The sequence below is a fragment of the Marilutibacter spongiae genome, from assembly GCF_014145325.1.
In the GTDB taxonomy this organism is placed as follows: Bacteria; Pseudomonadota; Gammaproteobacteria; order Xanthomonadales; family Xanthomonadaceae; genus Marilutibacter; species Marilutibacter spongiae.
Genome location: NZ_JACHTF010000015.1, coordinates 49,816 through 75,523 on the forward strand (window position 1 = coordinate 49,816; position 25,708 = coordinate 75,523).

A 25,708-nucleotide genomic window follows, 5' to 3' on the forward strand; every position below is an offset into this window, starting at 1 on the left:
CGGCCTCAGCCATTGAATGCGGCTTCGATCTCCTCCAGCCGCCGACCGCGGGTTTCCACGCCCGCACGCAGGAGCATGACGCACGACACCGCCATGGGCAGGGCCACCAACAGCGCCGAGCACCCGAACAGTCCGAAGAAGCCGGTGACCCCCAGCAGCGCGCCGATGATGCCCCCGGCCTTGGAGCTGGCCGCGACCACCCCGGAGCCGGTGCCGCGCAGGTGCACCGGATAGATCTCGGATGCGTAGGGCACCAGCATCGCGATCACCCCGCTCAGGCTGACCAGCAGGGCGGCGGTCGCGACCGTCAGGGCGGCGGCCGAGCGGACGCTGGCCACGTCCATCACGAAGAACGCCAGCAGGGCGAGGGTGCTCAGGGCGACGAACAGCGCCAATGCGCGCAGGCTGCTCCAGCGATGATAGAGCCAGATCACCAACGCGATCCCAGGGGTTGCCCATATTGCCGACCGCGCGAGCAGGGTGTTGGCGCGTGTGCCATCCAGTCCGAGCTCGACCAGGTTGACAGGCAGGAACAACAGGAAGCCGAAGTTCGCCACGCCCCAGGCCAGGCCGCAGGTCACCAGCGCTCGGGTAATCGCCGCATGTCGCCCGCGCAATCGTTGGCGGCCGTTGGCGATGGGGTGGTCCTCGTCGATCAGCGCAGGGGCGGAATGTGTGGGGTCGTCGCGCTCCAGGCGGCGCGAAAAACGCTGCAGCACTTCGCGCGCGCGATCCGGAAGGCCCGCGCTGGACAGGAACCGGGGTGACTCCGGGATCCAGCGGTTGAGCAGCAGCACGAGTGCGCCGGTGGGCAGGCCCAGCAACCAGAGCACGCGCCAGCTCATCAGCGGCTCGAGCACCGCCGCGGCACCGGCGGCGACCAGATAGCCAACCGAGGTGCCGACCCCGCCCAATGCCACCAGTAGCCAGCCGCGATGGGCGGCAGGAGTGGTCTCGGCCATCAGGGTAAACACGATGGGCAGCATGCCGCCGGCAGACAGGCCCATCAGGAAGCACATCAGGAGGTTCCACTCGAACGTCGGCATGGCGCCACAGATTGCCGTGCCGATGAACATCAGCGCCGACAGCAGGATCGCCGCGCGGCGGCCGAACAAGTCGGCGATCCGTCCCCAGGCGATTGATCCCAGGGTGGTGCCGGTCAGCGCGACCAGCGGCAGCAGGCCGGCGGTCTCGGTGCTGATCCGGTACTCGCCGCGCATGCCGGGCAGGACGAAACCCAGCGTGGCCGGCTTCATGACATCCACCACCAGGGCCACCGCCAGCACCGTCACCAATGTCCAGTGCTCGCGATTGAGCGCTACGCCGTCGGCGACATGGAAGCCCACGGGCCTGCTCGCCCCATCCATCGCCAGCCGCATCTGTTCCAGCCGTGGCATCAGGCCGTAACCGGCCAGCGCCAGGCCGAGCGGTATCGCCGCCATGCCCAGCCACATTTCCATCGACATGGGCATGCCAACCATCATCCAGTGGGTGTGCCGGCCCATGAGGAACATGGGGGCATGCGAGAACACGCCCGCGACGATCAGCGCGCAACCGGCCCAGAAGGCCAGCGGGTGGTGGAAGGAGAGTCCTCCGCTACGCATCGCGGGAACCTAGTCCGGGGCGTTTTCGGATGCGTCCGGCGGCAACAGGAACCAGGCCTCGACGGTGCCCTTGGCCTTGACCGTGATCGGCTGTCCGCGGCGGTCCAGCGACTTGCCCATCGCCATGCGCACCCAGCCTTCGCTGATGCAGTATTCCTCGACGTTGTGCCGCTCGATGCCATTGAAGCGGATACCGATGCCACGTTCGAGCAAGGTTTCGTCGTGGAACGGGCTGCGGGGGTCGTTGGACAGGCGGTCGGGCGGGGAATCGGTCGGCGTGTCGGACATGGTGCGGTGGCGTGCGTGGAAACGGGGGCACAGGATACCGCGGCCCGCCTTCCAGGGCCCTTACCAGCTGTCCTCGAGCATCCGCGGCCGGCAGGCCATCCAGCCGCCCGCTGCCAGTACCGCCAGGCACAGGCCGAGGAAGGCGAAGGGCAGGGTCCACGCGCCGCTGCCGTCGTGCAGCCAGCCGAACAGCAGGGGGCCGATGCAACTGACGGTATAGCCCACGCCCTGGGTAAAGCCCGACAGCGCGGCCGAACCGCCCGGGCTGCGCGTGCGCAGGTTGATCAGCACCAGTGACAGCGGAAAGGTCGCCGGGCCCAGCCCCAGCAGGGCCACCCACAGAAGCGGTGCCTGCATCGGGGCCAGCAGCAGGCCCAGGAACGATGCGACGAAACAACCCAGGCACAGCAGCACCACCGGGAACGGATTGGGCATGCGCACGGCGACCAAGGGCATCACCAGGCCGCTCAGCAGGCCGAGCGTGGAGAACAGCGCGACCATGTTGCCGCCGAAGGCCGCACTCGCACCGGCCGACGTGAACAGGGACGGTAGCCAGGTGAACATGGAGTAGGTGACCAGCGAGGTCATGCCGAACATCAGGGCCAGGCCCCAGGCGACCGGCGAACGCCATGCCCGGCCCTTGGCCACGGGGCGCGCCAGCTCGGGAGCGGGGTCGCCGCTGGCCGTCGCGCGGTCGTGCACCTCGGCCAGTACGCGGGCCTGATCGGAGCAGGGGCCATCGCGCCGCCCGCGTCGCTCCATCCACAGCACGCCCAGCCAGGGCAGGGCGGCGGCGACCGCGACGATCGCCCACGCCGACAACGAGTTGCGCCAGCCCACCGCGTTGGCCAGCGGCACCGCGGCCAGCGCCGGCAGGATGGTCCCCAACTGCAGCACGGTGATGTAGGTCGAACTGACGATGCCAACGCGGTCGGGGAAGTAACGTTTGACCAATGGCGGTAGCACGACGTTGCCGATGCCCATGCCCGACAGGGCCAGGGCCGATGCGGCCAGCAGCACTCCCGTTCCCGGCGCGAAGCCGCGCGCGAGCAGGCCGGCCGCGGCCAGTCCCATGGCCGCGAGCGCGGTGCGCTCCAGGCCGATGCGGTGCGCGATCGCGGGGGTGGCGACGCCGAAGGCGGCGAAGGCCGCGGTCGGCACCATGCCGAAGACGCCCATCATCGCGGTGCCGAAGCCCAGCGATTCGCCGATGCGGTCCAGCAGCGGGGTGAGCGAGGTCACCGCGGTGCGTAGGGTGAACGCGGACAGCGCGATCCCGAGCAGGACCAGGGCACGCCCCCGCCACAGGGGCCGGGGTGTTGCGGTGGCGGAGGGAAGGAGCGAGGCGGAGGTTGCGCGCATCGCCGCAGTCTGGGGCCGCGCGCGGGCCGGAGCCAGCGCCGGAGCCTCAACGCAGCGTTCCGGCCAAGGCGCGACGCCCGGCCAGACGCATCGGGTCAAGTGCGGGCGCCGGATCGGCCGGCGCTTACTTCCTGCGCGCGGTCGGCGGGACGCGCTTGGGCGCCGCCGCGTGCTCGTCGGGCGTGGCCGGGGCCACCTTCTGCAGGACGCGGGTGGTGCCGAGCTTCTCGATGCGACCGCCGGATTTCTCGAAACTGGCGATGTCGTCCGAGATGCGTTCGCTCTCGATGCGCTTCTGCAGGTTGTGGTCGCTGCCGGCGGGGAGGCCCGCCTTGGGCTTCACGGCGGTCGAGCGGCCTTTCTTGGCACGGGTCATGCTGACTCCCTCGTGGAGGGTGGACACGCGACCCCCGGAACCCTTCCGGACGGCGCGGCGAACGCCCACTATGCGCTTTTGTCGCGGAACGTGCAGTGCATGGAACGGCGGCTCAAGGGTGCTCGCCGCGGCCCTGGGCCCGGGCGACGCGGATCACCGCACGCACCTGCTCCCGGTCGCGATGGCGGGAAATCGGGATCGCGCCCCGGGCGATGGCCTGTTCGCGCAGGTCCGCGGTGACGTCGTAGTGGGCGCCACTGGTCTTGTCCTGGAAGGCGTGCCGGGGAATGCCCAGGGCCGCGGCCATGGCATGGAGTTCGTCCAGGCGGTCGGCCATCAGGTGGGCCCAGCGCCGGCCCCGCCACAGGGTCACGGCATCGTCGACGTAGACGCTCACCACCGGCCCCTGGCACGGGCCGGGGCGGCGCCGGGACGGGGGTGGGCAGGCTGGATCATGAACAGGGAAAAGATTTTGATTGTGATTGTCCTCGATAGGGGCTACTGTGCAAACGCTGTGTTCGTCAAGGGTCACCGTGAACCGTGACCCGATGCCGTTGATCGATCGATCCACCCATCGTGCGCCTCGCTTGCTCCTTGCAACCAGCCTCACTGCCGCTCCGGCGGCCTATAAATCTGTTTGTACAGGAGCTACACAATGTCTGATCGCGAAACCGGAACCGTCAAGTGGTTCAACGATGCCAAGGGCTTCGGCTTCATCAGCCGTGAGAACGGCGAAGACGTCTTCGTCCACTTCCGTTCGATCCAGGGCTCGGGCTTCAAGAGCCTGCAGGAAGGCCAGAAGGTCAGCTTCACCGTCGTCCAGGGCCAGAAGGGCCTGCAGGCCGACGCCGTCGAAGCGCTGTAAGGCGAACCGACCGCAACAGGCTCCCGGGCCCTGCCCGGGAGCCCGATGCAGCAAAAAACCCGGCGCAAGCCGGGTTTTTTCGTTCCGGCGCGCGCCGCCGCGCACCCAGCGCCAGCCCCCCGCGCATGCGACCTTCCTGCGGCTCGCCCCTGGGCGGGGAGCCAGGAACATGCGCATCGTGTCCCATTCCTGCCGTTCCGGGGGCTCGGCAGGGTTTGCAGAGCCGCTGCGCCGCCCCCATGTCATCGGCTTGATACCCCGTCGCCTCCACGGAGTCATCCATATGAGCACCACCGTTCCCATCCGCATCGACTTCGTGTCCGACGTCGCCTGCCCGTGGTGTGCGGTCGGCCTCAACGCGCTCGAGCAGGCGATTGCACGGGTCGGCGATCAGGTCGAGGTGGAGTGGCATTTCCAACCCTTCGAGCTGAATCCCGGGATGCCGCCGGAAGGCGAGGACGCCGACGCGCACCTGGCCGCCAAGTACGGCCTGTCGCCCGACCAGCTCGAGGCGAACCGGCGGACGCTTCGCGAGCGCGGCGCCGAGGTGGGTTTCGAGTTTGGCAGGCGCACGCGCATCCACAACACCTTCGACGCCCACCGCCTGCTGCACTGGGCCGGCGAGCTCGGCGCCGACCGCCAGCGTGCGCTCAAGCACGCCCTGCTTCGCGCCTACCAGGGCGAGGGGCGCGACGTCTCCTCGCATGAGGTGCTGGCCGAAGTGGCGGCCGGAGTGGGGCTCGATGCCGGCGTGGCGCGCGACATCCTCGCCTCGGACGCGCATGCCGACGCGGTTCGACGCCAGGAAGCCTTTTTCGCCGGCCGGGGCATCCGCGCGGTCCCATCGGTGATCCTCGACGGGCAGCACCTGGTCCAGGGCGGGCAACCGGTGGAGGTATTCGAGCGGGCACTGAGGCAACTGGTGCGGCGCGCGCGCACGGCCTGAGCCGGCGTCGCCACCCGCGGGGTCAGCACGCGGCGTCGCGTGGGATCCTGCGGACCGCCACGATCCGGTCCAGCCACAGGTCCTGGACGGCCGCGCGGGTGCTGCCGTCCAGGACGACGTCCTCCAGCCGGACGATCGCGTTCATGCCTTCGTTTCCCTCGCGGTCCTCGAACAGTTGCAGGCTCGCGCGGGCGGCCACCGTGCCGAGGAGCTCGCTGCCGTCGTCCAGCCTGAGTGCGACGCGGGCATCGTTGGGCAGCTCGAGCAGGCGGGCCTCGAGGCGGTCGATGTCGGCGCGGTCGGTATGGATGCGTTCGGCGAACCTGCCCATGTACGGGGCTCCTGCGGGATGTCTCACATGTGCCGACCTTAGCGCGTGCGGCGCGACATGCCGGTGAAGGGCCCATGGCAGAGGCGCTACGGGTCGTAGGGAGGGTCGAGCCGAAGGCGATACCCACCGTCGCGTGCTCGCATGCACGATGAATGATGGGTTTTGCTTCGCGCTACCCATCCTGCGGTGCGGGATCGGAATCCAAGCCAGTCAAAGGCTTTCGCCCGCTGCGCGTGCGAGTCCCTTTTGTCTTGTCAAAAGGAACCAAAACCGCGGGCTCCATCGTCCGCCGGCACGGCTTCGCCGCACCGGTCCCCTGCGCGCCTCGGCCCTGGCGGCACGGCGCCCAAACTCGCTTCGCTCAGACAAGGGCGCCTCTCCGGCCGCCACGGCCTGCGGTGCTCGGCGGACTCAAAGTCGCGAAGATCAAGATCAAGATCAAGATCAACGGCAAGGGCAACGGCAAAGGCAACGGCAACGGCAACGCGCCGAGTCGGACCGTAGGGTGGGTAGAGCCGAAGGCGAAACCCACCGTTGCGACGCTGCACGCACGACGCACGATGGGCTTGCTTCGCGCAAGCCATCCTACGGTGTTACGCAACCACGTTTCGTCATCCCAGCGAACGCTGGGATCCAGCTCCTGGCTCTTGGGCTCCTGGGCTGACAACGACCCGTATGCAGGCTTCGATGCGCCTCGACCTCGCATGTCATCTCGATGCCTGGCCGTTCCTGTTCGAAAGGCTGGATCCCAGCGTTCGCTGGGGTGAGGCGGACCGCTTGCGCGGCACAGCCGCGCGGTCTGGCCGAACGCCCAGCGCGCTGCGCTGGGCCGGGGTCGAGCTGCCCGCCCTTGGTCGCGCCAATACCAGGTGGGTAGAGCCGAAGGCGAAACCCACCATGGCGCCCGGCCACGACGCACGATGGGTTTTGCTTCGCCCTACCCATCCTCCGTTGCTACGCCCCCCCCTTTTCTCACTCCAGCGTTCGCTGGCACGACGCCGTGCGCCGGTCTCCCCTCCGCGGGGAGCCGAGCCAAAAAAAGGCCGCCTCCAGGGAGGCGGCCTGCCGGGGGCTGTCCGCGATTGCGATCAACCCTTGATGCACACGACCTGGCGCAGGGTGTGCAGGACCTCGACCAGGTCGGTCTGGGCGGCCATGACCGCGTCGATCGACTTGTAGGCCGCCGGCGACTCGTCGATCACGCCCGCGTCCTTGCGGCATTCCACGTGCGCGGTGGCCTCGCGGTGCTGCTTGAGGGTGATCGCCTGCCTCGCCGCGGTGCGGCTCATGACCCGGCCGGCGCCGTGGCTGCAGCTGTGGAAGCTGTCCGCGTTGCCCTTGCCCCGCACGATGTAGCTGCACGTGCCCATGCTGCCGGGGATGATGCCCAGTTCGCCGTCCCTGGCGCTCACCGCGCCCTTGCGGGTGACGAGAAGCGAGTCCCCGCCGTGCTGCTCGCGCTGCACGTAGTTGTGGTGGCAGTTCACCGCCAGCCGGTCGAGCTTGAACTTCGGCAGGCGGTGGTGCATCTCGTGCAGCACCCGGGCCATCATGGCCTCGCGGTTGGTGCGGGCGTAGTCCTGCGCCCAGGACACCGCCTCGACATAGTCGTCGAACATCCGCTCGCCCTCGAGGAAGAAGGCCAGGTCCTTGTCGGGCAGGTGGAAGCCCAGCACGCGCTTCTCGAGCTGGCGACGCGCCTGTTCGATGAAGTAAGTGCCCACCAGGTTGCCGGTGCCGCGCGAACCCGAGTGCAGCATCACCCACACCGCGTCCGACTCGTCGAGGCAGATCTCGATGAAGTGGTTGCCGCCACCGAGCGTGCCGGCCTGCGCGTCCACCTTGTCCGGGCGGATCCGGGGGTGCTTGCGCCGGATCGCGTCCAGCCGTTCGGCCAGCCCCGACTGCGCGAGCCGGGTGCCGATGCTGTCCGGGATGCGACGGTGGTTGCCGCCGGGCCCGTTGCCGACCGGCACGCTGCGCTCGATCGAGCCGCGCAGCAGGGCGAGGTTGTCGGGCAGGTCGCTGGCGCGCAGCGTCGTGCGCACCGCGGCCATGCCGCAGCCGATATCGACGCCGACCGCGGCCGGGATGATCGCGCCGCGGGTGGGCACGACCGAACCGACCGTCGCGCCCTTGCCCAGGTGCACGTCGGGCATCACCGCGACCCAGGGGCCGACGAAGGGCAGTGCCGCGATGTTCTGCAGCTGCCGGTGGGCCTGGTCCTCCAGCGGCACGCCGCGCACCCAGCCCTTGATCGGCGTGGCGCTGCCCTCGGCATGCAGGAGTTCGTAGTTGCTTGGGATGTCCATGTTGGGATCCTTTCCGTTGATGACCCCGCGCGGCCGTCCCTGGCGCGCACGGGGCGTTGTTACCTTGCCGTTGCCGGCGCCTTCAGGCTGACCAGCTGGTTCATGACGCCGTCCAGGCCGCCGAAGACCGTCATCGAACCGATCTTCCCGGTGACCTTTTCCAGCGCCTCCAGCTCCATGAGGCGCTGGAGTACCGGGTTGTCCTCGATCAGCTTCGCTGTGTTGAGCAGGGAACGCGTGGCGTTCGCCTCCTCTCGACGGCGGATCACGTTGGCCTGGGCCGCCTTTTCCGCCTGCACGACGCTGTTGAGGATGTCCTTCATCTCGCCCGGCAGGATCACGTCCTTGACGCCGACGCCGAGCACCTCGATGCCCAGCTCGGCGACCTGGCCGCGCACGTGGCCGAAGATGTCCGCATCGAGCGAGGCCTTGTCGCCGAGCAGCTCGTCCAGCGTCTTGGCGGCGATCGCCTTGCGCAGGCCGTACTGCAGCTCGCGGTACACGTAGTCGCCATACCTGGCGACGCGGGTGCGGGCAGCGACCGGATCGACGACGCGGATGCTGCCGGCGAGGTTCACGCGCAGGCTCACCTTGTCGCGGGTCAACAGCTCCTGGCCGGAGACCTCCATCGACTGCACGCGCAGTTCGACCGTCTCCACCGCGACGTCCTTGCGGAAGTTCCAGAACGCGTAGGCGCCGGGCGCCAGGGTGCGCTCGAGCCTGCCATCCACGAACAGCAGGCCCGCGCTCTCCTCCGGCACCACCACGGCGACCGCGACGCGCTCCAGGCTGCCGAGCTGGCGCAGGCGGCGTGCCACGCCGGCGTCGAGCTCGAGGCCCTGTGCAAGCGCGACCGTCTCCACGTCCATCCGGGCGATGCCCTTCCAGTACAGCTTGCGGGTGCCCGGCGCGAGTACGTCGACCAGCTTGCCGTCGCGGGACAGCAGGCCGACCTCGTCGGTGCCGACGTCGGCCACGGTGAACACGTCGCCCACCCGATCGCCCAGCGCGGCCACCAGCGTCTCGCCGTCGCGACCGGTGTATTCCGCCTGGGCGATGCCGTGCAGCACCACCTCGATGCGGCCCAACGGGTCGAACATGCGATACACGCCCGGTGCCAGCACGCGCTCGACGCGACGGTTGCGATACAGCAGGCCGCGCTCGCCGTCGCCGACCACGATCCTCTTGTTCCAGAACATTGTCATTCTCCTTGGTCGTCCTGGTAATCCGATCCTAGTGTCTAGGAATGCGCCGGACCGGTTCTCGCATCCCCCCGCCGGCACGCTGGCCGACGGGAAGCAATGAAGTGGAAGCACCCCTGGCATCGATGCCGCGGAGCCGGCGCGCGCGTGGCAGGGCGACCTCGGCTCGGCGGGCAGGCGCTGGCGCTTTGCACGTCCCGCCGGGTTGGCCTGCGTCGCGGGTGCGGGCCCGGCGACACGTCCGCTGCGCCGGCCGCCGGCACCGCGATCGATTGCGGTGCACGCGACGGGCGCGCGGGGTGCTTCCTTGTGGGGCTTGCGCCCCGGTGTAACGACGTGACAGGTCGTTGTTGGAGCGGGACTCGAACCCGCGACAGCCGGATCCAGGATCCGGTGCTCTACCCAGCTGAGCTATCCAGTGGTGGAAACGAGCGGGAGTCGAACCCGCGACCCGCGGCACCTGGCCGCTGCTCTACCGCTGAGCCATCGTTCCGGTCATGGAGCGCCTCTTCGCGGGCCCGGGCATACGCCACGGCATCGCCGCGCGCACCGGACGGAACTTGAGTCCGTACCGCAGGGGCCCGTCTGGAAGACGCTCCGCATTGCCGTCCCTCGCGGGACGCCAATTCGTGTGCGATCGCATCGTGCCGTCGCCCGTGCCGAAGCATCAGGGCACGACGCGGCGCGCGTGGCGCGCAGCGTCTCGCGGCGATCCCTGCCTCGTCGCGACCGGGGTCGCATGCGGATGCTTCGGGAAGGCGCGATGCAATCGCGTGGTAAGGGGGGTGGAAGCCTGTTCCTTTGCGAACGCCCAAACAAAAACGCCCCCGGGTGGTGGACCCGAGGGCGTTCGCGTGCCTCGGGAGGTCGGGGTGGCCGACCTCCCGGAAAGGAGGTCAGTCGTGCAGGTCCAGCGTGTTGCGCGGCGCTTCGACAAGACTGCCGACAAGCGCATGCGCGAACGCGTGCATGCCAGGGCCCTGGGGCCGCAGCGCGCGTGCGTCGTCGATGTGCTTGGCGAATTTCATGGCGTGATGTCTCGTCGGAACCTGTCGTTTCGTTGGGCGCGGACGGTTTGTCCACGTCGAAGGCGGCGAACGATACGCCGCATCCAACGCTCTTGCAAGCGCCGTCCGTCGGTCGCGAACGGTGTCTCGCGTTTGCCGGTGTCACCTGGGTGACAGCGTTCGGGGCACGCGCTGCGCAGACTCCCCGCCACCAGGGACGACAGGGAGCAGGGCCGATGGAGGCGATGGAGTCGAAGGATCGATGCGCGCGCGACGACACGGGCGTCGCCGCGCAGGACCGGATGTTCGTCGAATCGTGGAAACGGGTGCGACCTGAACTCTCGCGCCGTGCACGACGCCTGGCCGACGGCCACCTCGATCGCGCGGAGGACCTGCTGTCGGCGACGGCGATGAAGGCCATGCTCTTCATGCGTCGATCGCCCGAACTGATGACCGACCCGGACGGCTTCCTGTTCGTGGTACTGCGCCATGTGTTCCTCGACAACATCCGTCGCCAGCAGCGTGAGCGCGGCGTGTTCGACGACAACGTCGAGGCGGACGACGACAGGATGGCCGCATCGACTGCCGGGGTCCTGTCGCAATCGCAGCGAATCGAACTGCACGAGCAGCTCGAATCGGTGGTGAGCGCCGTGCGCAGGCTCAGCCGGGACCAGAAACAGCTGTTCGGCATGCGCTTCGTGCAGGAACTGCCGTACCCGACGATCGCCCGGCGGTTGAACATCAACCAGGCCTTGGCGCGCAAGCGCGTGCAGCTGCTTCGGGCGCGCCTGCGCAAGGCCGGCGATGGCGCCAGTCCATGAGCCTCGACACGCGACGCGTTCACAGCGCCCGCGGACCGGCGTTTCTCAACTAGCGCACCGCGCGGGATGGGCCCGCCGACGGTCCGCTTCCCGCCGCAGGCCCGCACCATCCGACCCGAGGAAGACTCCATGGCCGACCCCACCCCCGTGAACTCGCAGATCACCGACGCCGTTACCCAGACCAACGTCAAGGTCGTGGCGGAGGCGCCTGCCCAGGCGATCGCCACCCTCTACCAGGTCGCCAGCCATTCCACGGGACTTTCGCTGCAGAACGCGGTGCAGAGCCAGCAGGCGCTCAACCAGATATCGAGCGCGGTGGTGTCCAAGGCGGCCGCCCTGATCATGGCGATCGGCGAGAAGCCGTGAACGGCATGGCGCGCGCAGGGGACATCCCCCCGACCGGGGCGGACGAGGTGGGCTCGACAAGGAGGCGATCGGCATGGCGTTCTGGTTCAACCGCATGAAGAAGGGCGGCGGTCCACGCGATACGCGCGCGACCACGCCGATCGGCGATGGCGCGGCCACGGGCGATGGCGCCGCACCGGACGCACCGGCACCTGCCGCGCCCGCCGACGCCAGCTCGCCTGGGGCATCGAGCGTATCGACCGCAGGCTCGGCCGACGGTGCAGGTGCGGGTGCGGGTGCGGGTGCCGGTGCAGGTGCATCGCCTGCCGGCGGTCCGGGCGCCACGCCAGCCACGGCCGGCGCGGGCGCTTCCGGTGGCGCCGGCAGCGGCGGTACGACCGGTGCGCCGCGATCGGTACTCGGTCGCATGACCGACCGCATGCTTGCGCAGGGCGGCGGCACGCCGCCGGCGAGCAGCGCCCTGAACCAGAAGATCGTGCAGGCCGTGCAGTTGAGCAATGCCGAGACCGGTGCATACGCGCCCTCGCAGATCGCCACCGGCCCGGACATGATGATCAGCCAGGCCGCGGGCCTGGTGGCCCAGTCGGCCGCCGCGTACTTCGATGGCGTCAGCAAGCTTGCGCTCGCGAGCCAGGGCGTGCTGCTCAAGGACATGACCGAAAGCCTGGTCAGCCAGCAGATCGAGAAGGCCGCAGAGGACGCGCTGGGCGTGCTCGCCACCGACGTGATGATGGGTGCCGCGGCGGCGGTGGCGGCCGCCGCGGGCGCGATGGAAGCCGAGTCGGCGAGCTTCGCGATCGATCGCATCGACCAGAGCATCGCCAAGTACAGCGACCTGCTGTCCAAGCGTTCCGGCAAGGGTTGACGGCGCGCCGAGCGGGGGCGCGGTCGCCGGTCCGTGCCCCCAACGCGCAGGGAGGACACAGAAGTGGACAAGACCGAAGAAGACCTGCAGGCCCGGGTCCGGGCGTTCTCGTCGAAGTACCTGGGGCGCGATCTGAAGCCCGACGAGCAGGCATCGCTCGACGCCCTGGTCGCCGACTGGACGCGCGTCCCCGGCGTGGCGACCTCGCAGGTCGATGCGACCCTGAGCGAAAGTCGCAAGGCCATGGCCGGCACGCTCGCCAGCGCGGATGCGCTGGCGCGTTCGCAACTGGACATGGCCACCGCCGGCGCCGACGGCGAGGCGCATGCGTTGGCGCGGCTGCTCGACAAGGCCGACGGCCTGGGCGACCTGCGCCCCTCGAAGCTCACGCCTTCCGCGGCGGGTGCGCAAGGGCACCTCGTGATCGCGCAGATCGCCGACCGCCTGGCGAACCTGGTCAAGCAGGAAGTGGAGGCGCGCTTCCAGGAGCGTTTCGCGCCGCTGGCCCGGCAGATCGAAAGCGCGCTCGCGGGACTCGATGCGGGCGCGGCGGCAGGTGCCTCTGCGAGCGCACCGCCCGCCGGCGGACCGGCATCGACGGCGCCGCCGCCGCCCCCGACGCCGTCCGGCGACGTGCCCACGCCCACGCCCACGCGCCGCAGGCGATGAGGCCACCGCGCCACCGTTCACAAGCCGGGGGCGGCAACGTTTTTCACCATGCACGGCGACCGCCGCGCATCCCATTCCAAGGAGTCGAAGAACATGGCATTTCCAACCGCCGTCAATGACCAGATCACCGATGCGGTCACCCAGTCGAACGTCAAGGTCGTGGCCGAGTCGCCGGCCATGGCGATGGGGTCGATCTACCAGACCATGGCGCACTCGACCGGCATCCTCTTCGAGAACGCGGTGTCCTCGCAGCAGCAGCAGAACACCCTCGCGCAGGCTGCGGCCAACCAGGGCGTGATGCAGATCTACAGCCTCGATACCACGGCTGCCGCGGGGGCGTCGGAGAAGGTGGCCCAGACCGGCGTGTCCGACAACCTGACCAGCCTGCTCACCGTCCTCAACGCCTTCAAGTAAACGCGTCGCACGGGCGCACCTTGGCCTGAACCGGGCCGCTTGAACGTCATCCTCATGGCCGGACCGGCCGTTTACCAGGAGAAATCCCATGGCATATCCCACTGCAGTCAACAACCAGATCACCGATGCGGTGACCCAGTCGAACGTCAAGGTCGTGGGCGAATCGCCGGCCATGGCGATGGCCTCGATGTACCAGACCATGGCCCATTCCACCGGCATCCTGTTCGAGAACGCGGTGTCGGCGCAGCAGCAGCAGAACACGCTGTCGCAGGCCGCGGCCAACCAGGGCGTGATGCAGATCTACAGCCTCGACACGACCGCCGCGGCCGGCGCGACGGAAAAGGTCGCCCAGACCGGCGTGTCCGACAACCTCACCAGCCTGTTGACCGTGCTGCAGGCGTTTTCCGGCAGCCGCAAGCCCGAGGGCCTGTAAGACCTCCGGCGCCGGCATGGCCGGCGCCGTTCCCATGCCGGGCATGCGCCGCTCCCGTCCACGGGATGACGGCTACCGGTCGAACGGCTATACCTGTGCCACCGCGATATCCGGGACGCCGCTTCGGCAGTGGCGGCGCCCAGCAACAGGGATGCGGTGGCGCGGACAGGAGTCGGGGCAGCACAAGGAAGGGGATATGGACGCTTCATCGGGCGCAGCTTGTCCTGGCAGGCGGTCGACGCGGCCGCGCCGCACGCTGGCGGCAAACCCGGGACGCACGCGTCCACGCCAGGCAGGCGCGAACCGTCCGGGTGGCACGCCGCGTGCGTGAGCCCGTCTCCGCCGGCGGGCAGGAACCGACGGCCATCGGCAGCGACACCCATGCCGGACGCGCGCGGCTCCTGGCGAGTGCCGCGTTCTTCGAGGGCATGTCGGGCCGCCTGGTGGCGCACGTGGCCAATCATTCGATCGAGCGGCGCCTGGACGACGGCGAGGCGCTGTTCTTCAAGAACGACCCGGGCGACTTCATGGCCATCGTCGTCTCCGGGCGCATCCACAAGACGCTCTATGGCCCCGAGGGCCAGGAGTTGATCGTCGATGCGATCGGCGTCGGCGAAAGCGTTGGCGAGACGGCCCTTCTGGACCCGATGCGCCGCAACTTCACCGCGGTCGCGCATGGCCCCACCCACGTGCTGGTGCTGCCGCGTCGCCACTTCCACCTGCTCCTGCAGGAGCCGGCGCTGCTGGAGCGCGCGTACGCCGTGCTGTGCGCACGCCTGCGACGGGCGGTGGACTGCCTGGAGACGCTGTGCCTGCACCGCCTCGAGTCACGGCTGGCGCGCCACCTGCTGTCGAACATCGACGAGGCGCGTTCGGCCACCAGCGGGCATTGCATCGTCACCCTCCCGGCCACCCAGAGCATCCTCGCGGCGATGGTGAACGCGAGTCGCCCGAAGCTCAACGCCCAGTTGCAGGACTGGGACCGGTCGGGACTGATCAGCCGACGCCAGAACGTGCTGCGGATCCACGACATGGAGCGGATCCGCTTCAAGGCCCAACTGGGCCGGCTGCAGGCCGCGCCGCGCGTGCGGCTGGGACCGGGCTGAGCACGGTCAGTCCAGCAAGGGCTCCAGCAGGGGCCAGACATGGTCGCGCAGACGCGGTTGAGCCGCCGCGACCGGGTGCAGGTTGTCGGCCTGGAAGTTGGCGCGATCCCGGGCGATGGGCTCCAGCAGGAAGGGCAGCAGGCTGACGTCGTGGGTCTCGGCCAGCGTGGTGTAGTTGGCGGCGAAACCCTCCGTGTAGCGCGCACCGAGGTTCGGCGGCATGCGCATGCCGACCAGCAGCACGCGGGCGCCGGCGGCCTTCGATGCGCGGATCATCCGGTCGAGGTTTTCGCGCGTCTGCGCCAGTGGCAGCCCGCGCAAGCCGTCGTTCGCGCCCAGTTCGATCACCACGACCGCGGGCGCGTGGCGGGCAAGCTCCGCCGCGATGCGCGAAGCGCCGCCGGCGGTGGTCTCGCCGCTGATGCTGGCGTTCACGACCTTCCATCCCGGATGGGTGCTGGCGATGCGGTCGGCGGTCAGCGCCACCCACCCCTGCGCGCTCGCCAGGCCGTGCGCGGCCGACAGCGAGTCGCCCATCACCAGCACCGTGCGCGGCTTGGCGGCCGGACGCGCAGTGGCGGACGCGGCCGACTGTGCCCATGCAGGGGCCACCAGGGCGAGCGCAACCAGCAGTACCAGCGCGCGCGACCAACCCATGGCCCATTGAAGCGGGCGCCGCGATCCCGCATATCGGGTCAATGCATGCGACCCTTGGGCGTCGCGCGCGGTCGCGGCAGTCGAGTGTCCCATCGCGTGCATGCGGCTTCCTTCATTCATCTGGATAACGTCAGGATCATCATGGCCCACGCCACCGTACCGCAAGCTGAAGTCCGGCCCGTCGCCGCCCTGCAGGTCGATTCGCTCGGCAAGCGGGTGGCCCTGCCTTCGGGCTCACTGACCATCCTCGACGGCATCGGCTTCGGCATCGACGCCGGCGACACCGTGGCCATCGTCGGCGCGTCGGGGTCGGGCAAGAGCACCCTGCTGTCGCTCATGGCCGGCCTGGACGTGCCGAGCGAGGGCGAGGTGAGGCTGGACGGCGAGGCCCTGTCCTCGCTCGACGAGGACGGCCGGGCCCGCGTGCGCGGGGACAAGGTCGGCTTCGTATTCCAGAACTTCCAGCTGCTGCCTTCGCTCACCGCGCTGGAGAACGTGATGCTGCCGCTGGAGCTTCGCGGCGAGCGCGACGCCGAGTCGCCGGCACGGCGGATCCTGGGCACGGTCGGGCTGGGCGAGCGCCTGGATCACTATCCCCGTCAGTTGTCGGGCGGCGAACAGCAGCGCGTGGCGCTGGCGCGCGCGTTCGTGACGCGGCCGGCCCTGTTGTTCGCCGACGAACCCACCGGCAACCTGGACACCCATACCGGTCAGGCCGTGATCGACCTGCTGTTCGCGCTCAATGCCGACGCCGGGACGACCCTGGTGCTGGTCACCCATGACGATGCCCTGGCCGGACGCTGCCGTCGGCGCCTGCGGCTGGACAGCGGTCGCCTGGTCGCCGACGAAGGACGCCAGGCCCGATGAAGACCCTGGCCCTGGCATGGCGGCAGATGCGCCGCGACCTGCGCGCGGGCGACGTGCGCATCCTCTTCGCGGCGCTGGTGCTCGCGGTGGTCGCCGTGACCTCGGTGGGCCTGGTGACCGATCGCGCCGAACGCGCGCTCGCCGCGGAAGCCAATCGCCTGCTGGGCGGCGATGCGGTGGTGCGCGCCGACGCGCCCATCGACGACACGATCCGCGACGCGGCCGCGCTCGAGGGCCTGCGACAGGCCGAAACCCTGTCGCTGGACAGCATGGTCACCGTCGGCGACGGCGACGAGGCACGGCTGCAACTGAGCCAGTTGCAGGCCCTGGGCACGGGGTACCCGCTACGCGGCGGCTTCGTGCTGCGTGACGCCGACGGTAGTGGCCGGCGTGTGAGCGGAGGGCCCGACGCCGGCACGGCGTGGCTGAGCCAGGATGGCGCCGCGCGCCTGGACGCGGCCCCCGGGGACATCCTGGGCGTGGGCGACCTCCAGCTGCGCCTGGCGGGCATCGTGGTCGAGGAGCCCGACGCATCCATCGATTACTTCAACATCGCCCCCAAGGTGTTCATGAACCTCGACGACCTGGCCGCGACCGGCCTGGTCCAGGAAGGCAGCCGCATCCGTTATCGCCTGGCGGTCGCGGGCACGCCTTCGGCGGTGGACGCGTTCACGAACGCGGTCGAACCACTGATCGGCCGCGGCCAGCGCCTGCAGACGATCAAGGACGCGCGTCCGGAGGTGCGTTCCTCGCTCGATCGCGCGGGCCGCTTCCTCGGGCTGGCGGCGCTGGTGTCGGTGGTACTGGCGGCGATCGCGGTGGCGATGGCCGCGCGCCGGCACAGCGAGCGCCACCTCTCGGGCAGCGCCGTCATGCGCTGCCTGGGCGCGCAGCAGCGCACCCTGGTGGCGATCCACGTGGGCGAACTCGTGTTCCTGGGGCTGTTCGCCAGCACCCTGGGCGTGCTCCTGGCCTTCGCGCTGCAGGCCGCCGTCGCCGGCTGGCTGGCCGAGGCCCTGCGCATCGACATCCCGGCCGCGTCGGCGTGGCCGATCCTGCGCGGATACGCGGTGGGCCTGGTGGTGCTGCTCGCCTTCGGCGCCCCGCCGGTGCTGGCCCTGCGCCGGGTGTCGGCCCTGCGCGTACTGCGCCGCGACCTTGATCCGGTCGAACCTGCGGCATGGCTGGTCGCCGCGTCGGGACTGGCCGGGCTGGCCGCGCTGCTGTGGTGGCAGGCGGGGTCGGCCACCCTGGCCCTGGCCATGCTCGGTGGCCTGCTGGCCACCTTCGCCGCGCTCGCGTTGCTGGCCTGGGGCCTGATCGTGCTGGTGCGCCGCCTTCGCGCGCGGCTGCGCGGCAGCCTGCGCTATGGGCTGGCCAATGTCGGCCGCCATGCCGCCACCAGCATCGCCCAGGTCTCCGCCCTCGGGCTGGGACTGATGGCCCTGCTGCTGCTGACCTTCGTGCGCACCGACCTGCTCGACCGCTGGCAGCTGGCCCTGGCCGAAGACGCGCCGAACCGCTTCATCATCAACGTGCAGGACGACCAGATCGACGCGGTCGCCGGCTTCATCGCCGCGCAGGGCCTCGCGCCGCCGACGCTGCATCCGATGGTGCGCGCGCGCCTGGTGAGCGAGGACGGGAAGCCGGTCACCGGCGAGGACTACGCCGACCGCGGCGGGCGCGCGGAGCGGATGGCCGAGCGTACCTTCAACCTGTCGTCCGCGGCGCGCCTGCGCGACGACAACCGGGTCACGGCGGGGCGCTTCTGGACCGGACGCCCGGCACGGCCCGAGCTGTCGGTGGAGGAGGACTTCGCCGCCGACCTGGGCTGGACGATCGGCGACCGCATCGGCTTCGACATCGCCGGACAGGCCTTCGAAGGCACCATCACCAGCCTGCGCAGCGTCGACTGGGAAAGCTTCCAGCCCAACTTCTTCGTGATCGCGTCGCCCGGCGCGCTCGACGGCTACCCCGCCAGCCACATCACCGCGGTGCGCCTGCCGGGCGAGCACCCGCGCTTCACCGCGGACCTGGTGCGCCAGTTCCCCAACCTGTCGGTCATCGACATCGACGCCGTGCTCGACCAGGTGCGCAGCACCGCCGACCAGGTCTCGATGGTCGTCCGGGTGGTGTTCTACTTCTCGCTGGTCGCCGGCGTGCTGGTGCTGGTGGCCGCCATCAGCGCCAGCCAGGACGAGCGCATGCAGGAGGGCGCGGTGATGCGCGCGCTGGGCGGCAGCCGGCGCCAGTTGCGCTGGGCGCAGGTGTCGGAGTTCGCCGCGATCGGCCTGCTCGCCGGGCTGGTGGCGGCGGTGGCCGCGTCGGTGCTGTCGGGCGTGGTCGCGGTGAACGTCTTCGACCTGCCCTGGCGCCCCGACCTGGGCATGGCGGCGTTCGGCGGCGGTGTCGGCATGCTCGCCGCCGTGCTGGCCGGCCTGGCCGCCACGCGCCGGGTGCTCGACGCACCGCCGTCGGTGACCCTGCGCGAGCTCGACGGATAAGGCGGGCCGGCCCCGCCGGACCCACGTAGAATCGCGGTATCCCCCGCGTGATCCGACGTATGCCCAGCGACCGCCAAGACGATGCCCTGACCACCCTGATGCTGCCCTTCGCCAATGGCCTGCTCGACTGGCCGGCGACGGGGGGCGCGCTGTTCCTGCGCGCGCGCGACGGCTGGCCGCTGCACCGCCAGCCGCTCCCGGGGCTGGTCTGCGAGCAGGGATTCCGCCCCGAGGCCAAGGCGCTGGAACACGCCGGACTGGCCCTGCGCGAGGAAGGGGAGGCGGCCGACCGGCGGTTTCCCCTGGTCATGCTGCTGCCGCCGCGCCAGCGCGCCGAGTCGCGTGCGCTGATGGCCCGTGCCGTCGCCGCCACCGCGCCGGGCGGCCGCGTGCTGGCCTGCGTGCCCAACAACGAGGGCGCGCGCTCGGCCGAGGACGACCTCAAGCAGCTGGTCGGCAAGGTCAGCTCGCTGAGCAAGCACAAGTGCCGCGTGTTCTGGAGCGCACCGCTCGAAGGCGGGGTCGACGCCGACCTTCTCGCGCGCTGGCGGGACCTCGATGCCATACGGCCGGTCCTGGACGGCCGCTTCCACAGCCGGCCCGGCGTGTTCGCCTGGGATCGCGTCGACACCGCCTCGGCGCTGCTGGTCGAGCACCTGCCCGCGGACCTGCGCGGTCGCGCCGCGGACCTGGGGGCCGGCTTCGGCTACCTCTCGCACGCCCTGCTCGGACGCTGCGCCGGCATCACCGCGCTCGACGTGTTCGAGGCCGAGGCGCGCGCGCTGGCCCTGGCGCGCCGCAACCTGGCGGACGCGCGCGTGCCGGTCGGCTTCCATTGGCACGACGTCACCGAAGGCCTGCCCGGCCGCTACGACGTCGTGGTCAGCAATCCGCCCTTCCACGGACAGGGACGCGGCGACCGCCCCGACATCGGGCGCCGCTTCATCCAGGCGGCCGCGCAGGCATTGGAGCCCGGCGGTCGCCTGTGGATGGTCGCCAATCGCCACCTGCCTTACGAAGACGTGCTCGACGCGGCCTTCGGCGAGGTCCGGGTGCACGCCCAGCGCGACGGCTTCAAGGTCATCGAGGGCACCCGGGCGCGCGGCGGCGGGCGCCCGCGGTGAGGCTGGTCCGCCTCATCGCGAACCTCGGCTACGGCAGTCGCAAGCAGGTCGCGGCGATGTTCCGCGAGGGTCGGATCACCGATCCCGATGGCGAGGTGCTGTACGCCGACGACAAGGTCGAGCACGCGCAGCTGCGGGTCGATGGCGAGCCTCTGGACCCGCCGGCCGGCCTGGTGCTCGCCCTGCACAAGCCGGTGGGGTTCACCTGTTCCACCCGTGATCCCGGCCGCATCGTCTACGATCTGCTGCCGCCGCGCTTCCGCCTGCGCTCGCCGGTGCTGTCGACGGTGGGCCGGCTCGACCGCGATACCAGCGGCCTGCTGCTGATGACCGACGACGGCGGCCTGCTGCACCGGATCATCTCGCCCCGCTCGCAGCTCGCCAAGGTGTACGAGGCGGAACTGGCCGAGCCCCTGCGCGGCGACGAGGCGGCGCTGTTCGCCAGCGGCAGCCTCATGCTGGAGTCGGAGAAGACGCCGCTGGCCCCGGCCGGGCTGGAGGTGCTTGCGCCACGTCGCGCCCGGCTCAGCCTGACCGAGGGCCGCTACCACCAGGTCCGGCGGATGTTCGCCGCGGTGGGCAACCACGTCGAAGCCCTGCACCGCGTGCGCATCGGTGGCCTGGCGGTCGATGGCCTGGCCGCGGGCGAGTGGCGTGCGCTCGGGGCCGCCGACCTGCAACGCCTGTTCGGCGAAGCGGCGTGACGGCGGGCGTGGACACGGCCTTGCCGGCGTTGCCGGCGATCGGTTTCAGGCCGCAGGCCCTGCTGTTCGACATGGACGGCACCCTGATCGAGAGCGAACGCCACCTGGCCGAATGCAGCCGCCAGGCCAGTGCGGAGCTCGGACTGGCGCTGGAGCCTTCGCTGTGGCTGTCGATGATCGGCCTGTCGGAGACCGTGTGCCGGCAGATGCTGCATGCGCGCCTGGACGAGGCGCAGGTCGACGCGCTGCAGGAGCGGACCCTGGCGCTCTACGAGGCGCGCGTGGAGGCCGGCCTGCCCTTGCGGCCGGGCGTGCGCGCGATGCTCGACTGGGCCGAGGTGGTCGCTGTCCCCCGTGCGGTGGTGACCTCGACGCGTCGCGAGCGCGCCGAGCGCAAACTGGCCCGCTGCGACCTGCGGCGCTACTTCGAGCACGTGGTCACCGGCTCCGATGTCCGCGAGGCCAAGCCCGCGCCGGAGATCTACCTGCTGGCGGCAGCCATCCTGGGCGTGGACCCCGCGCGCTGCGTCGTGCTGGAGGATTCCGTGCCGGGCGTGCGGGCCGCGCTTGCGGCGGGCATGACGCCGATCCAGGTCCCGGACATGGTCGCGCCCGACGCGGAAGCGCGGCGCCTGGGGCATCGCATCGCCGATGGCCTGGCGCAGGCGCGCCGGGTCGTCGAGGCGGCCTGGGCACGGCCCGACTGAACCCCGGCGCGGCTCAGTCCGCCATCAGCGTTCGCCAGCCCTCCGGGCCCAGTGCCTCCAGGGTCGCGATATTGCGCGCGACGATGACGTCCGGGTCGGGATAGGCCGCCACCGCGCGATCGATGCTGGCCTCGCGCAGCAGGTGCAGGGTGGGATGGGGCGAACGGTTGGTGTAGTTGCCCATCTCGTCCTGCGCGGTGCCGGCGAAGCGGTAGTCGGGGTGGAAGCTGGCGACCTGCAGTTCGCCCTCCAGGCCCAGTTCGGCGACCCTCGCCTCGGCCAGGCCGAGGAAGTCGTTGAAGTCGTAGAAGTCGCCCAGCACGTGCGGATGCACCAGCAGCGTCGTGTCCATCGCGGCGGGATCGCTGGCCTGCAGCAGGCGCAGCTCCGCGTCCAGCTGTTCCAGCAGCGCCGTGGGCGTGGTCGCCTCGCTGAGCACGTAGCGGACCTGGCGCTTGGCGTGCACGGCCTTGGCGAAGGGACACAGGTTGAGCCCGATGACCGCCTTCTCCAGCCAGTGGCGGGTTGCGGCGATGGGATCGTCGGAGTTCACGGTCCCGCCTCAGCCGCCGCGCGCGCCGCGCTGGCCCGGCTCAGTCACGGAAGTTGTCGAACTGCAGCGGCTGCTCGAACTCGGCACCCTTGAGCAGCGCGATCGCCGCCTGCAGGTCGTCGCGCTTCTTGCCGTTCACGCGCAGCTTGTCGCCGTTGATCTGCGAGTCGACCTTGATCTTGGAGCCCTTGAGCGTGGTCTGGATCTTCTTCGCCAGTTCGCGCTCGATGCCCTGCTTGACGGTGATCTTCTGCCGCGCACCGGCCAGGTTGGTCTCGACCTCGCCGAACTCCAGGCAGCGCGCATCGATGCCGCGGGCGATCAGGCGGGCATTGAGGATGTCGGTCATCTGCTTGAGCTGGAAGTCGCTCGGCGCCGACTGCGTGATCACCGTGTCCTCGAGCGCGAACTTCGCGTCCACGCCCTTGAAATCGAAGCGCGTGCCCAGCTCGCGGTTGGCCTGGTCCACCGCGTTGGTCAGTTCGTGGCTGTCGACTTCGGAAACGACGTCGAAGGAAGGCATGGGCGTGGCTCCGGGCGGCGTGGCTGGGCGCAACAGGGTACCGCAGGCGGCGGCATGGCCCAATCGGGCGGCAGCCCCGGCGGGCGCCACCGGGGCCCCCGCCGCGGATAGACTGGAGCACCCCCAGACGGCCCGTCGCCATGCCCCGGATCCCCGCGTACGCCGCCCTCGATGCCGCCAGCCCGCTCGTGCCGTACGGCATCGAGCGCCGCGAACCGGGCCCGCGCGACGTGGTCATCGACATCCTCTACTGCGGCGTCTGCCACTCCGACATCCACCAGGCCCGCAACGAGTGGGGCCGCTCGATCTTCCCCATGGTACCGGGCCACGAGATCGTCGGGCGGGTGGCGCGCATCGGCGCGGAGGTGGAGCGCCATCGCGTCGGCGACGCCGTCGGCGTCGGTTGCTTCGTCGACTCCTGCCGTCGTTGCGGCCAGTGCCGCGCGGGCGAGGAGCAATTCTGCGAGGCCCGGCCCAGCGACACCTACAACAGCTACGAGCGCGACGCCGAGCATCGCTTCGACCGTTCGCGCCCGACCCACGGCGGCTATTCGACGTCGATCACCGTCGACGAGGCCTACGTCCTGCGCATCCCCGCGGGCATGCCGCTCGACCGGGCGGCGCCGCTGCTGTGCGCCGGCATCACGACCTATTCGCCCCTGCGCCATTTCGGCCTCGAGGCCGGGGACCGCGTGGCCGTGGTCGGACTCGGGGGGCTGGGCCACATGGCGGTCAAGCTGGCCGCGGCGATGGGCGCCCGGGTCACGGTGCTGAGCACGTCGGAATCCAAGCGCGCCGATGCCGCGGGCCTGGGCGCGCACGACTTCGCCGCGACGCGCGACGGGACGGTGTTCAAAGCGATGGCGGGACAGTTCGACCTCGTCATCGACACGGTATCGGCCGCCCACGACTACAACGCCTACCTGGGCCTGTTGAAAGTCGACGGCACCATGGTCCTGCTCGGCATTCCCGACGCCCCCCAGCCCGTCGCCGCGGGCGCCCTGATCATGAAACGCCGGCGCCTGGCCGGGTCGCTCATCGGCGGCATCCGCGAGACGCAGGAGATGCTGGATTTCTGCGCCGCGCACGGCGTGGCCGCGGACATCGAGCTGATCGACATCGCCGACATCAACAGCGCCTACGAACGCATGCTCGCCGGCGACGTGCGCTACCGCTTCGTCATCGACCTGGCCAGCCTGCGCGATGACGGCTGACGCGCGCGCCGGCGCCTCGAACACGCGCGCGGCCTGGACCATGCTGTTGGCGGTCGCGGCGTTCTCGCTGATGGACGCCGGCCTGAAAAGCCTGGCCGCGACCTACCCGCCGTTCCAGGTCGCCAGCCTGCGCGGCGCGGCCTCGCTGCCCTTCGTCCTGGCCTGGGCGCTGGCCACCGGTGGCGTCGCCTCGCTGCGCATCAACCGCTGGTCGCTGCACCTGCTGCGCGGCGCCATCGGCGTGGGGATGATGGCCAGCTTCGTCTACGCGCTGGGCAGCCTGCCCCTGTCGACGGCCTACTCGATCTTCTTCGTCGCGCCGCTGGCGATCACCGCGCTGTCGGTGCCCCTGCTCGGCGAGCGCGTCGGTCCGCGGCGCTGGATGGCGATCGCGATCGGCCTGCTCGGCGTGCTGGTGCTGCTGCGCCCGCGTGGCGAAGGCATGGTGAGCCTGGCCGCGCTCGCGGTGCTGGCGGCGGCGCTGGGCTACGCGCTCAGCGCGATCACCGTGCGCCTGCTCACGCGTACCGACAGCGTGCAGTCGATCATGGTCTGGCTGCTGGTGATGATCGCGCTCGGCGCGGGCCTGCTGGCGTGGCCGGACTGGCGGCCGATCCGGCTCGAACATGCCTGGACGATCGCCGGCGTCGGCATCGCCGGTGCGCTGGGGCAGTACGCCATCACCGAGGCCTTCCGCATCGGCGAGGCTTCGGCGATCGCGCCGCTCGAATACACCGCCCTGGTCTGGGGCGTGCTGCTGGACCTGGGCCTGTGGGGCGTCCTGCCGGACGCGATCACCTGGGTCGGCGCGGCGATCATCGTGGCCAGCGGGCTCTACCTGCTCCGGCGCGAACGCCTGCATGCCGAGGCCGAACACCCCTGAACGACGACGCCCCGCCGGAGCGGGGCGCGTCGGGACGTGCAGGGGCCGGCACGTCCGGTCCAGCGCGGTCAGAAGCGTGCGCCGATGCCCACGCCCAGGATCACCGGGTTGACCTTCGCCTCGGCGACCTTCTGGCCGTCGAGCTCGAGGTCGGAGTCGCCATTGAGGTAGCGCACGTCGGCGCGCGCGAACCAGCTCGGCGACAGCTTCACGTCGACGCCGGCGGTCGCCATCGCGCCCTTGGCGGTCTCCACGCCGAGACGCTGGCCGGCGAGGCCGCCGCTCGGCTCGACCGACTCGTCGCTGAAGTTCTGCTCGTAGTAGCCCAGGCCCACGAACGGACGCACCAGGCTGTCGGCGGGGCGGAAGTGGTACTGGCCGCTCAGCGCGTAGGGCTGCGAATCCACGCTGCCCAACTTGCCGTTCGCGCCGTTGACGCGATGGCCGAAGCGGTTGGCCGCGCCCCAGGCTTCCACGGCGACGTGGTCGTTGACGTACCAGCTGGCGCTGAGGGTGGCGGCGTCGCTGCCATCCATTTCCAGGCGCTGGCTGTCGCCGATCCAGGTGTTCTCGGTGGGTTCGGCCAGGGCGATGCCGCCGACCACGGCGAAGCGCTTGCCAGTCGAGGTCTCGGTGGAGAAGGCATCCTGGGCGAAGGCGGTGGGGGCAAGGGCGAGCCCGGCCAGAAGGGCGAGGGAAAGGGTCTTGAATCGCATCGTCAACTCCTTTGTAGAGCTCTGTCGGCTCTTGTCTGGTGGTGCAGGAACCCGGCGCGTCGGGGGAGGTGCCGTGCCAGGCAGGCGCACCATATCGACGGTCACATGAACGGGCCTTACCTCGCGGCCCGGCGTCGCCAGCGGGGATTCAGGGAGGTCGAAGGGGCGTGTGCGAACGGTCCGCCCGCCGCGACGCGAAACGCCCTGCGCCGGGCGCGTGCCTCCATACCGGGGCAGATGGTTTCAGCTGATACCTACGTCGCGGTTGGCGCATCCGGGCTCTGCCGCC

General features: G+C 70.5%; 29 protein-coding genes and 2 tRNA genes. 16 read left to right on the forward strand and 15 right to left on the reverse strand.

Annotated features, from left to right (window positions below):
• Positions 1-5 precede the first annotated feature (5 nt).
• The 5 genes from H4F98_RS13085 to H4F98_RS16860 all read right to left on the reverse strand — a co-directional run bounded on the left by H4F98_RS13085 (position 6) and on the right by H4F98_RS16860 (position 4,027).
• Positions 6-1,604, reverse strand: coding sequence for an MFS transporter (locus H4F98_RS13085; RefSeq protein ID WP_182688281.1), 1,599 nt, complete (start codon positions 1,602-1,604; stop codon positions 6-8).
• 9 nt (positions 1,605-1,613) lie between these two features.
• Entirely contained in the window at positions 1,614-1,892 is a 279-nt protein-coding gene (locus tag H4F98_RS13090) for a DUF3297 family protein (protein ID WP_182688282.1), read from the reverse strand.
• Between the two features lie 60 nt (positions 1,893-1,952).
• Complete coding sequence (locus H4F98_RS13095) at positions 1,953-3,290, reverse strand: MFS transporter (protein ID WP_343064771.1); 1,338 nt, start codon at positions 3,288-3,290, stop codon at positions 1,953-1,955.
• Between the two features lie 88 nt (positions 3,291-3,378).
• Positions 3,379-3,630, reverse strand: a complete 252-nt coding sequence (locus H4F98_RS13100) for a hypothetical protein (RefSeq protein ID WP_182688284.1) — start codon at positions 3,628-3,630, stop codon at positions 3,379-3,381.
• Positions 3,631-3,742: 112 nt separating this feature from the next.
• Positions 3,743-4,027, reverse strand: a complete 285-nt coding sequence (locus tag H4F98_RS16860) for a DUF4031 domain-containing protein (RefSeq protein ID WP_182688285.1) — start codon at positions 4,025-4,027, stop codon at positions 3,743-3,745.
• A gap of 258 nt (positions 4,028-4,285) precedes the next feature.
• On the opposite strand from H4F98_RS16860, the gene H4F98_RS13110 reads away from it, so the two are divergent.
• Complete coding sequence (locus H4F98_RS13110; RefSeq protein ID WP_141517323.1) at positions 4,286-4,495, forward strand: cold-shock protein; 210 nt, start codon at positions 4,286-4,288, stop codon at positions 4,493-4,495.
• A 283-nt stretch (positions 4,496-4,778) separates the two neighbouring features.
• A complete protein-coding gene (locus H4F98_RS13115) occupies positions 4,779-5,441 on the forward strand; it encodes a DsbA family oxidoreductase (RefSeq protein ID WP_182688286.1) in 663 nt (220 codons plus the stop codon).
• A 22-nt stretch (positions 5,442-5,463) separates the two neighbouring features.
• Here the strand turns inward: H4F98_RS13115 and H4F98_RS13120 are convergent, their stop codons facing one another.
• The 6 genes from H4F98_RS13120 to H4F98_RS16945 all read right to left on the reverse strand — a co-directional run bounded on the left by H4F98_RS13120 (position 5,464) and on the right by H4F98_RS16945 (position 10,314).
• Positions 5,464-5,772 (reverse strand): DUF3247 family protein, encoded by a 309-nt coding sequence (locus H4F98_RS13120; RefSeq protein WP_182688287.1) that lies wholly within the window; start codon positions 5,770-5,772, stop codon positions 5,464-5,466.
• 1,088 nt (positions 5,773-6,860) lie between these two features.
• On the reverse strand, positions 6,861-8,084 hold the full coding sequence (locus H4F98_RS13125; RefSeq protein ID WP_182688288.1) for an RtcB family protein: 1,224 nt from the start codon (positions 8,082-8,084) through the stop codon (positions 6,861-6,863).
• 59 nt (positions 8,085-8,143) lie between these two features.
• Positions 8,144-9,283, reverse strand: coding sequence for a slipin family protein (locus tag H4F98_RS13130; RefSeq protein WP_182688289.1), 1,140 nt, complete (start codon positions 9,281-9,283; stop codon positions 8,144-8,146).
• Positions 9,284-9,636: 353 nt separating this feature from the next.
• Positions 9,637-9,704 (reverse strand) — tRNA-Gln (locus H4F98_RS13135).
• 5 nt (positions 9,705-9,709) lie between these two features.
• A tRNA-Pro gene (locus tag H4F98_RS13140) sits at positions 9,710-9,779 on the reverse strand.
• Between the two features lie 403 nt (positions 9,780-10,182).
• Positions 10,183-10,314: a hypothetical protein gene (locus H4F98_RS16945; protein ID WP_281368148.1), complete on the reverse strand. Its 132-nt coding sequence runs from the start codon at positions 10,312-10,314 to the stop codon at positions 10,183-10,185.
• A 32-nt stretch (positions 10,315-10,346) separates the two neighbouring features.
• Here H4F98_RS16945 and H4F98_RS13145 point away from each other — a divergent pair, with 32 nt between their 5' ends.
• From H4F98_RS13145 to H4F98_RS13175, 7 genes are all read left to right on the forward strand, one after another.
• Positions 10,347-11,114 (forward strand): sigma-70 family RNA polymerase sigma factor, encoded by a 768-nt coding sequence (locus tag H4F98_RS13145; protein ID WP_220479215.1) that lies wholly within the window; start codon positions 10,347-10,349, stop codon positions 11,112-11,114.
• Between the two features lie 129 nt (positions 11,115-11,243).
• The gene (locus tag H4F98_RS13150; protein ID WP_182688291.1) at positions 11,244-11,480 is read left to right on the forward strand and encodes a RebB family R body protein; all 237 of its coding nucleotides are present in this window, start codon (positions 11,244-11,246) and stop codon (positions 11,478-11,480) included.
• Positions 11,481-11,553: 73 nt separating this feature from the next.
• A complete protein-coding gene (locus H4F98_RS16865; protein WP_246373196.1) occupies positions 11,554-12,345 on the forward strand; it encodes a hypothetical protein in 792 nt (263 codons plus the stop codon).
• Positions 12,346-12,408: 63 nt separating this feature from the next.
• Complete coding sequence (locus H4F98_RS13160) at positions 12,409-13,014, forward strand: hypothetical protein (RefSeq protein WP_182688292.1); 606 nt, start codon at positions 12,409-12,411, stop codon at positions 13,012-13,014.
• 93 nt (positions 13,015-13,107) lie between these two features.
• Positions 13,108-13,428 carry a RebB family R body protein gene (locus H4F98_RS13165; RefSeq protein ID WP_182688293.1) on the forward strand — a complete coding sequence of 107 codons (321 nt, stop codon included), beginning with the start codon at positions 13,108-13,110 and terminating at the stop codon, positions 13,426-13,428.
• A gap of 88 nt (positions 13,429-13,516) precedes the next feature.
• The gene (locus H4F98_RS13170) at positions 13,517-13,861 is read left to right on the forward strand and encodes a RebB family R body protein (protein ID WP_182688294.1); all 345 of its coding nucleotides are present in this window, start codon (positions 13,517-13,519) and stop codon (positions 13,859-13,861) included.
• A gap of 323 nt (positions 13,862-14,184) precedes the next feature.
• Complete coding sequence (locus H4F98_RS13175; protein ID WP_220479216.1) at positions 14,185-14,967, forward strand: Crp/Fnr family transcriptional regulator; 783 nt, start codon at positions 14,185-14,187, stop codon at positions 14,965-14,967.
• Positions 14,968-14,973: 6 nt separating this feature from the next.
• Here the strand turns inward: H4F98_RS13175 and H4F98_RS13180 are convergent, their stop codons facing one another.
• On the reverse strand, positions 14,974-15,624 hold the full coding sequence (locus tag H4F98_RS13180; RefSeq protein ID WP_182688295.1) for an arylesterase: 651 nt from the start codon (positions 15,622-15,624) through the stop codon (positions 14,974-14,976).
• 141 nt (positions 15,625-15,765) lie between these two features.
• Here H4F98_RS13180 and H4F98_RS13185 point away from each other — a divergent pair, with 141 nt between their 5' ends.
• From H4F98_RS13185 to H4F98_RS13205, 5 genes are read left to right on the forward strand one after another with little or no spacing between them, the layout of a single operon-like run.
• Entirely contained in the window at positions 15,766-16,491 is a 726-nt protein-coding gene (locus tag H4F98_RS13185) for an ABC transporter ATP-binding protein (protein WP_182688296.1), read from the forward strand.
• Entirely contained in the window at positions 16,488-18,995 is a 2,508-nt protein-coding gene (locus H4F98_RS13190; RefSeq protein WP_182688297.1) for an ABC transporter permease, read from the forward strand. Before H4F98_RS13185 ends, H4F98_RS13190 begins: the two co-directional genes overlap by 4 nt.
• A 59-nt stretch (positions 18,996-19,054) precedes the next feature.
• Positions 19,055-20,119 (forward strand): class I SAM-dependent methyltransferase, encoded by a 1,065-nt coding sequence (locus H4F98_RS13195; protein ID WP_182688298.1) that lies wholly within the window; start codon positions 19,055-19,057, stop codon positions 20,117-20,119.
• Complete coding sequence (locus H4F98_RS13200; RefSeq protein ID WP_182688299.1) at positions 20,116-20,823, forward strand: pseudouridine synthase; 708 nt, start codon at positions 20,116-20,118, stop codon at positions 20,821-20,823. Before H4F98_RS13195 ends, H4F98_RS13200 begins: the two co-directional genes overlap by 4 nt.
• Positions 20,824-20,843: 20 nt before the next feature.
• The gene (locus H4F98_RS13205) at positions 20,844-21,530 is read left to right on the forward strand and encodes an HAD family hydrolase (RefSeq protein ID WP_281368150.1); all 687 of its coding nucleotides are present in this window, start codon (positions 20,844-20,846) and stop codon (positions 21,528-21,530) included.
• A gap of 13 nt (positions 21,531-21,543) precedes the next feature.
• Here H4F98_RS13205 and H4F98_RS13210 read toward each other — a convergent pair whose 3' ends face one another.
• Positions 21,544-22,083, reverse strand: a complete 540-nt coding sequence (locus H4F98_RS13210; protein WP_182688300.1) for a DUF1415 family protein — start codon at positions 22,081-22,083, stop codon at positions 21,544-21,546.
• A 40-nt stretch (positions 22,084-22,123) separates the two neighbouring features.
• Positions 22,124-22,606 (reverse strand): YajQ family cyclic di-GMP-binding protein, encoded by a 483-nt coding sequence (locus H4F98_RS13215; RefSeq protein WP_182688301.1) that lies wholly within the window; start codon positions 22,604-22,606, stop codon positions 22,124-22,126.
• Between the two features lie 140 nt (positions 22,607-22,746).
• Between H4F98_RS13215 and H4F98_RS13220 the strand changes: the two genes are divergently transcribed.
• Both H4F98_RS13220 and H4F98_RS13225 read left to right on the forward strand, forming a co-directional pair.
• Positions 22,747-23,820, forward strand: a complete 1,074-nt coding sequence (locus H4F98_RS13220; protein ID WP_182688302.1) for an NAD(P)-dependent alcohol dehydrogenase — start codon at positions 22,747-22,749, stop codon at positions 23,818-23,820.
• A complete protein-coding gene (locus tag H4F98_RS13225; protein WP_246373198.1) occupies positions 23,810-24,703 on the forward strand; it encodes a DMT family transporter in 894 nt (297 codons plus the stop codon). The genes H4F98_RS13220 and H4F98_RS13225 overlap by 11 nt, the downstream gene beginning before the upstream one ends.
• Positions 24,704-24,771: 68 nt before the next feature.
• Here H4F98_RS13225 and H4F98_RS13230 read toward each other — a convergent pair whose 3' ends face one another.
• Positions 24,772-25,419 carry an OmpW/AlkL family protein gene (locus tag H4F98_RS13230; RefSeq protein WP_182688303.1) on the reverse strand — a complete coding sequence of 216 codons (648 nt, stop codon included), beginning with the start codon at positions 25,417-25,419 and terminating at the stop codon, positions 24,772-24,774.
• Positions 25,420-25,708: the final 289 nt, after the last annotated feature.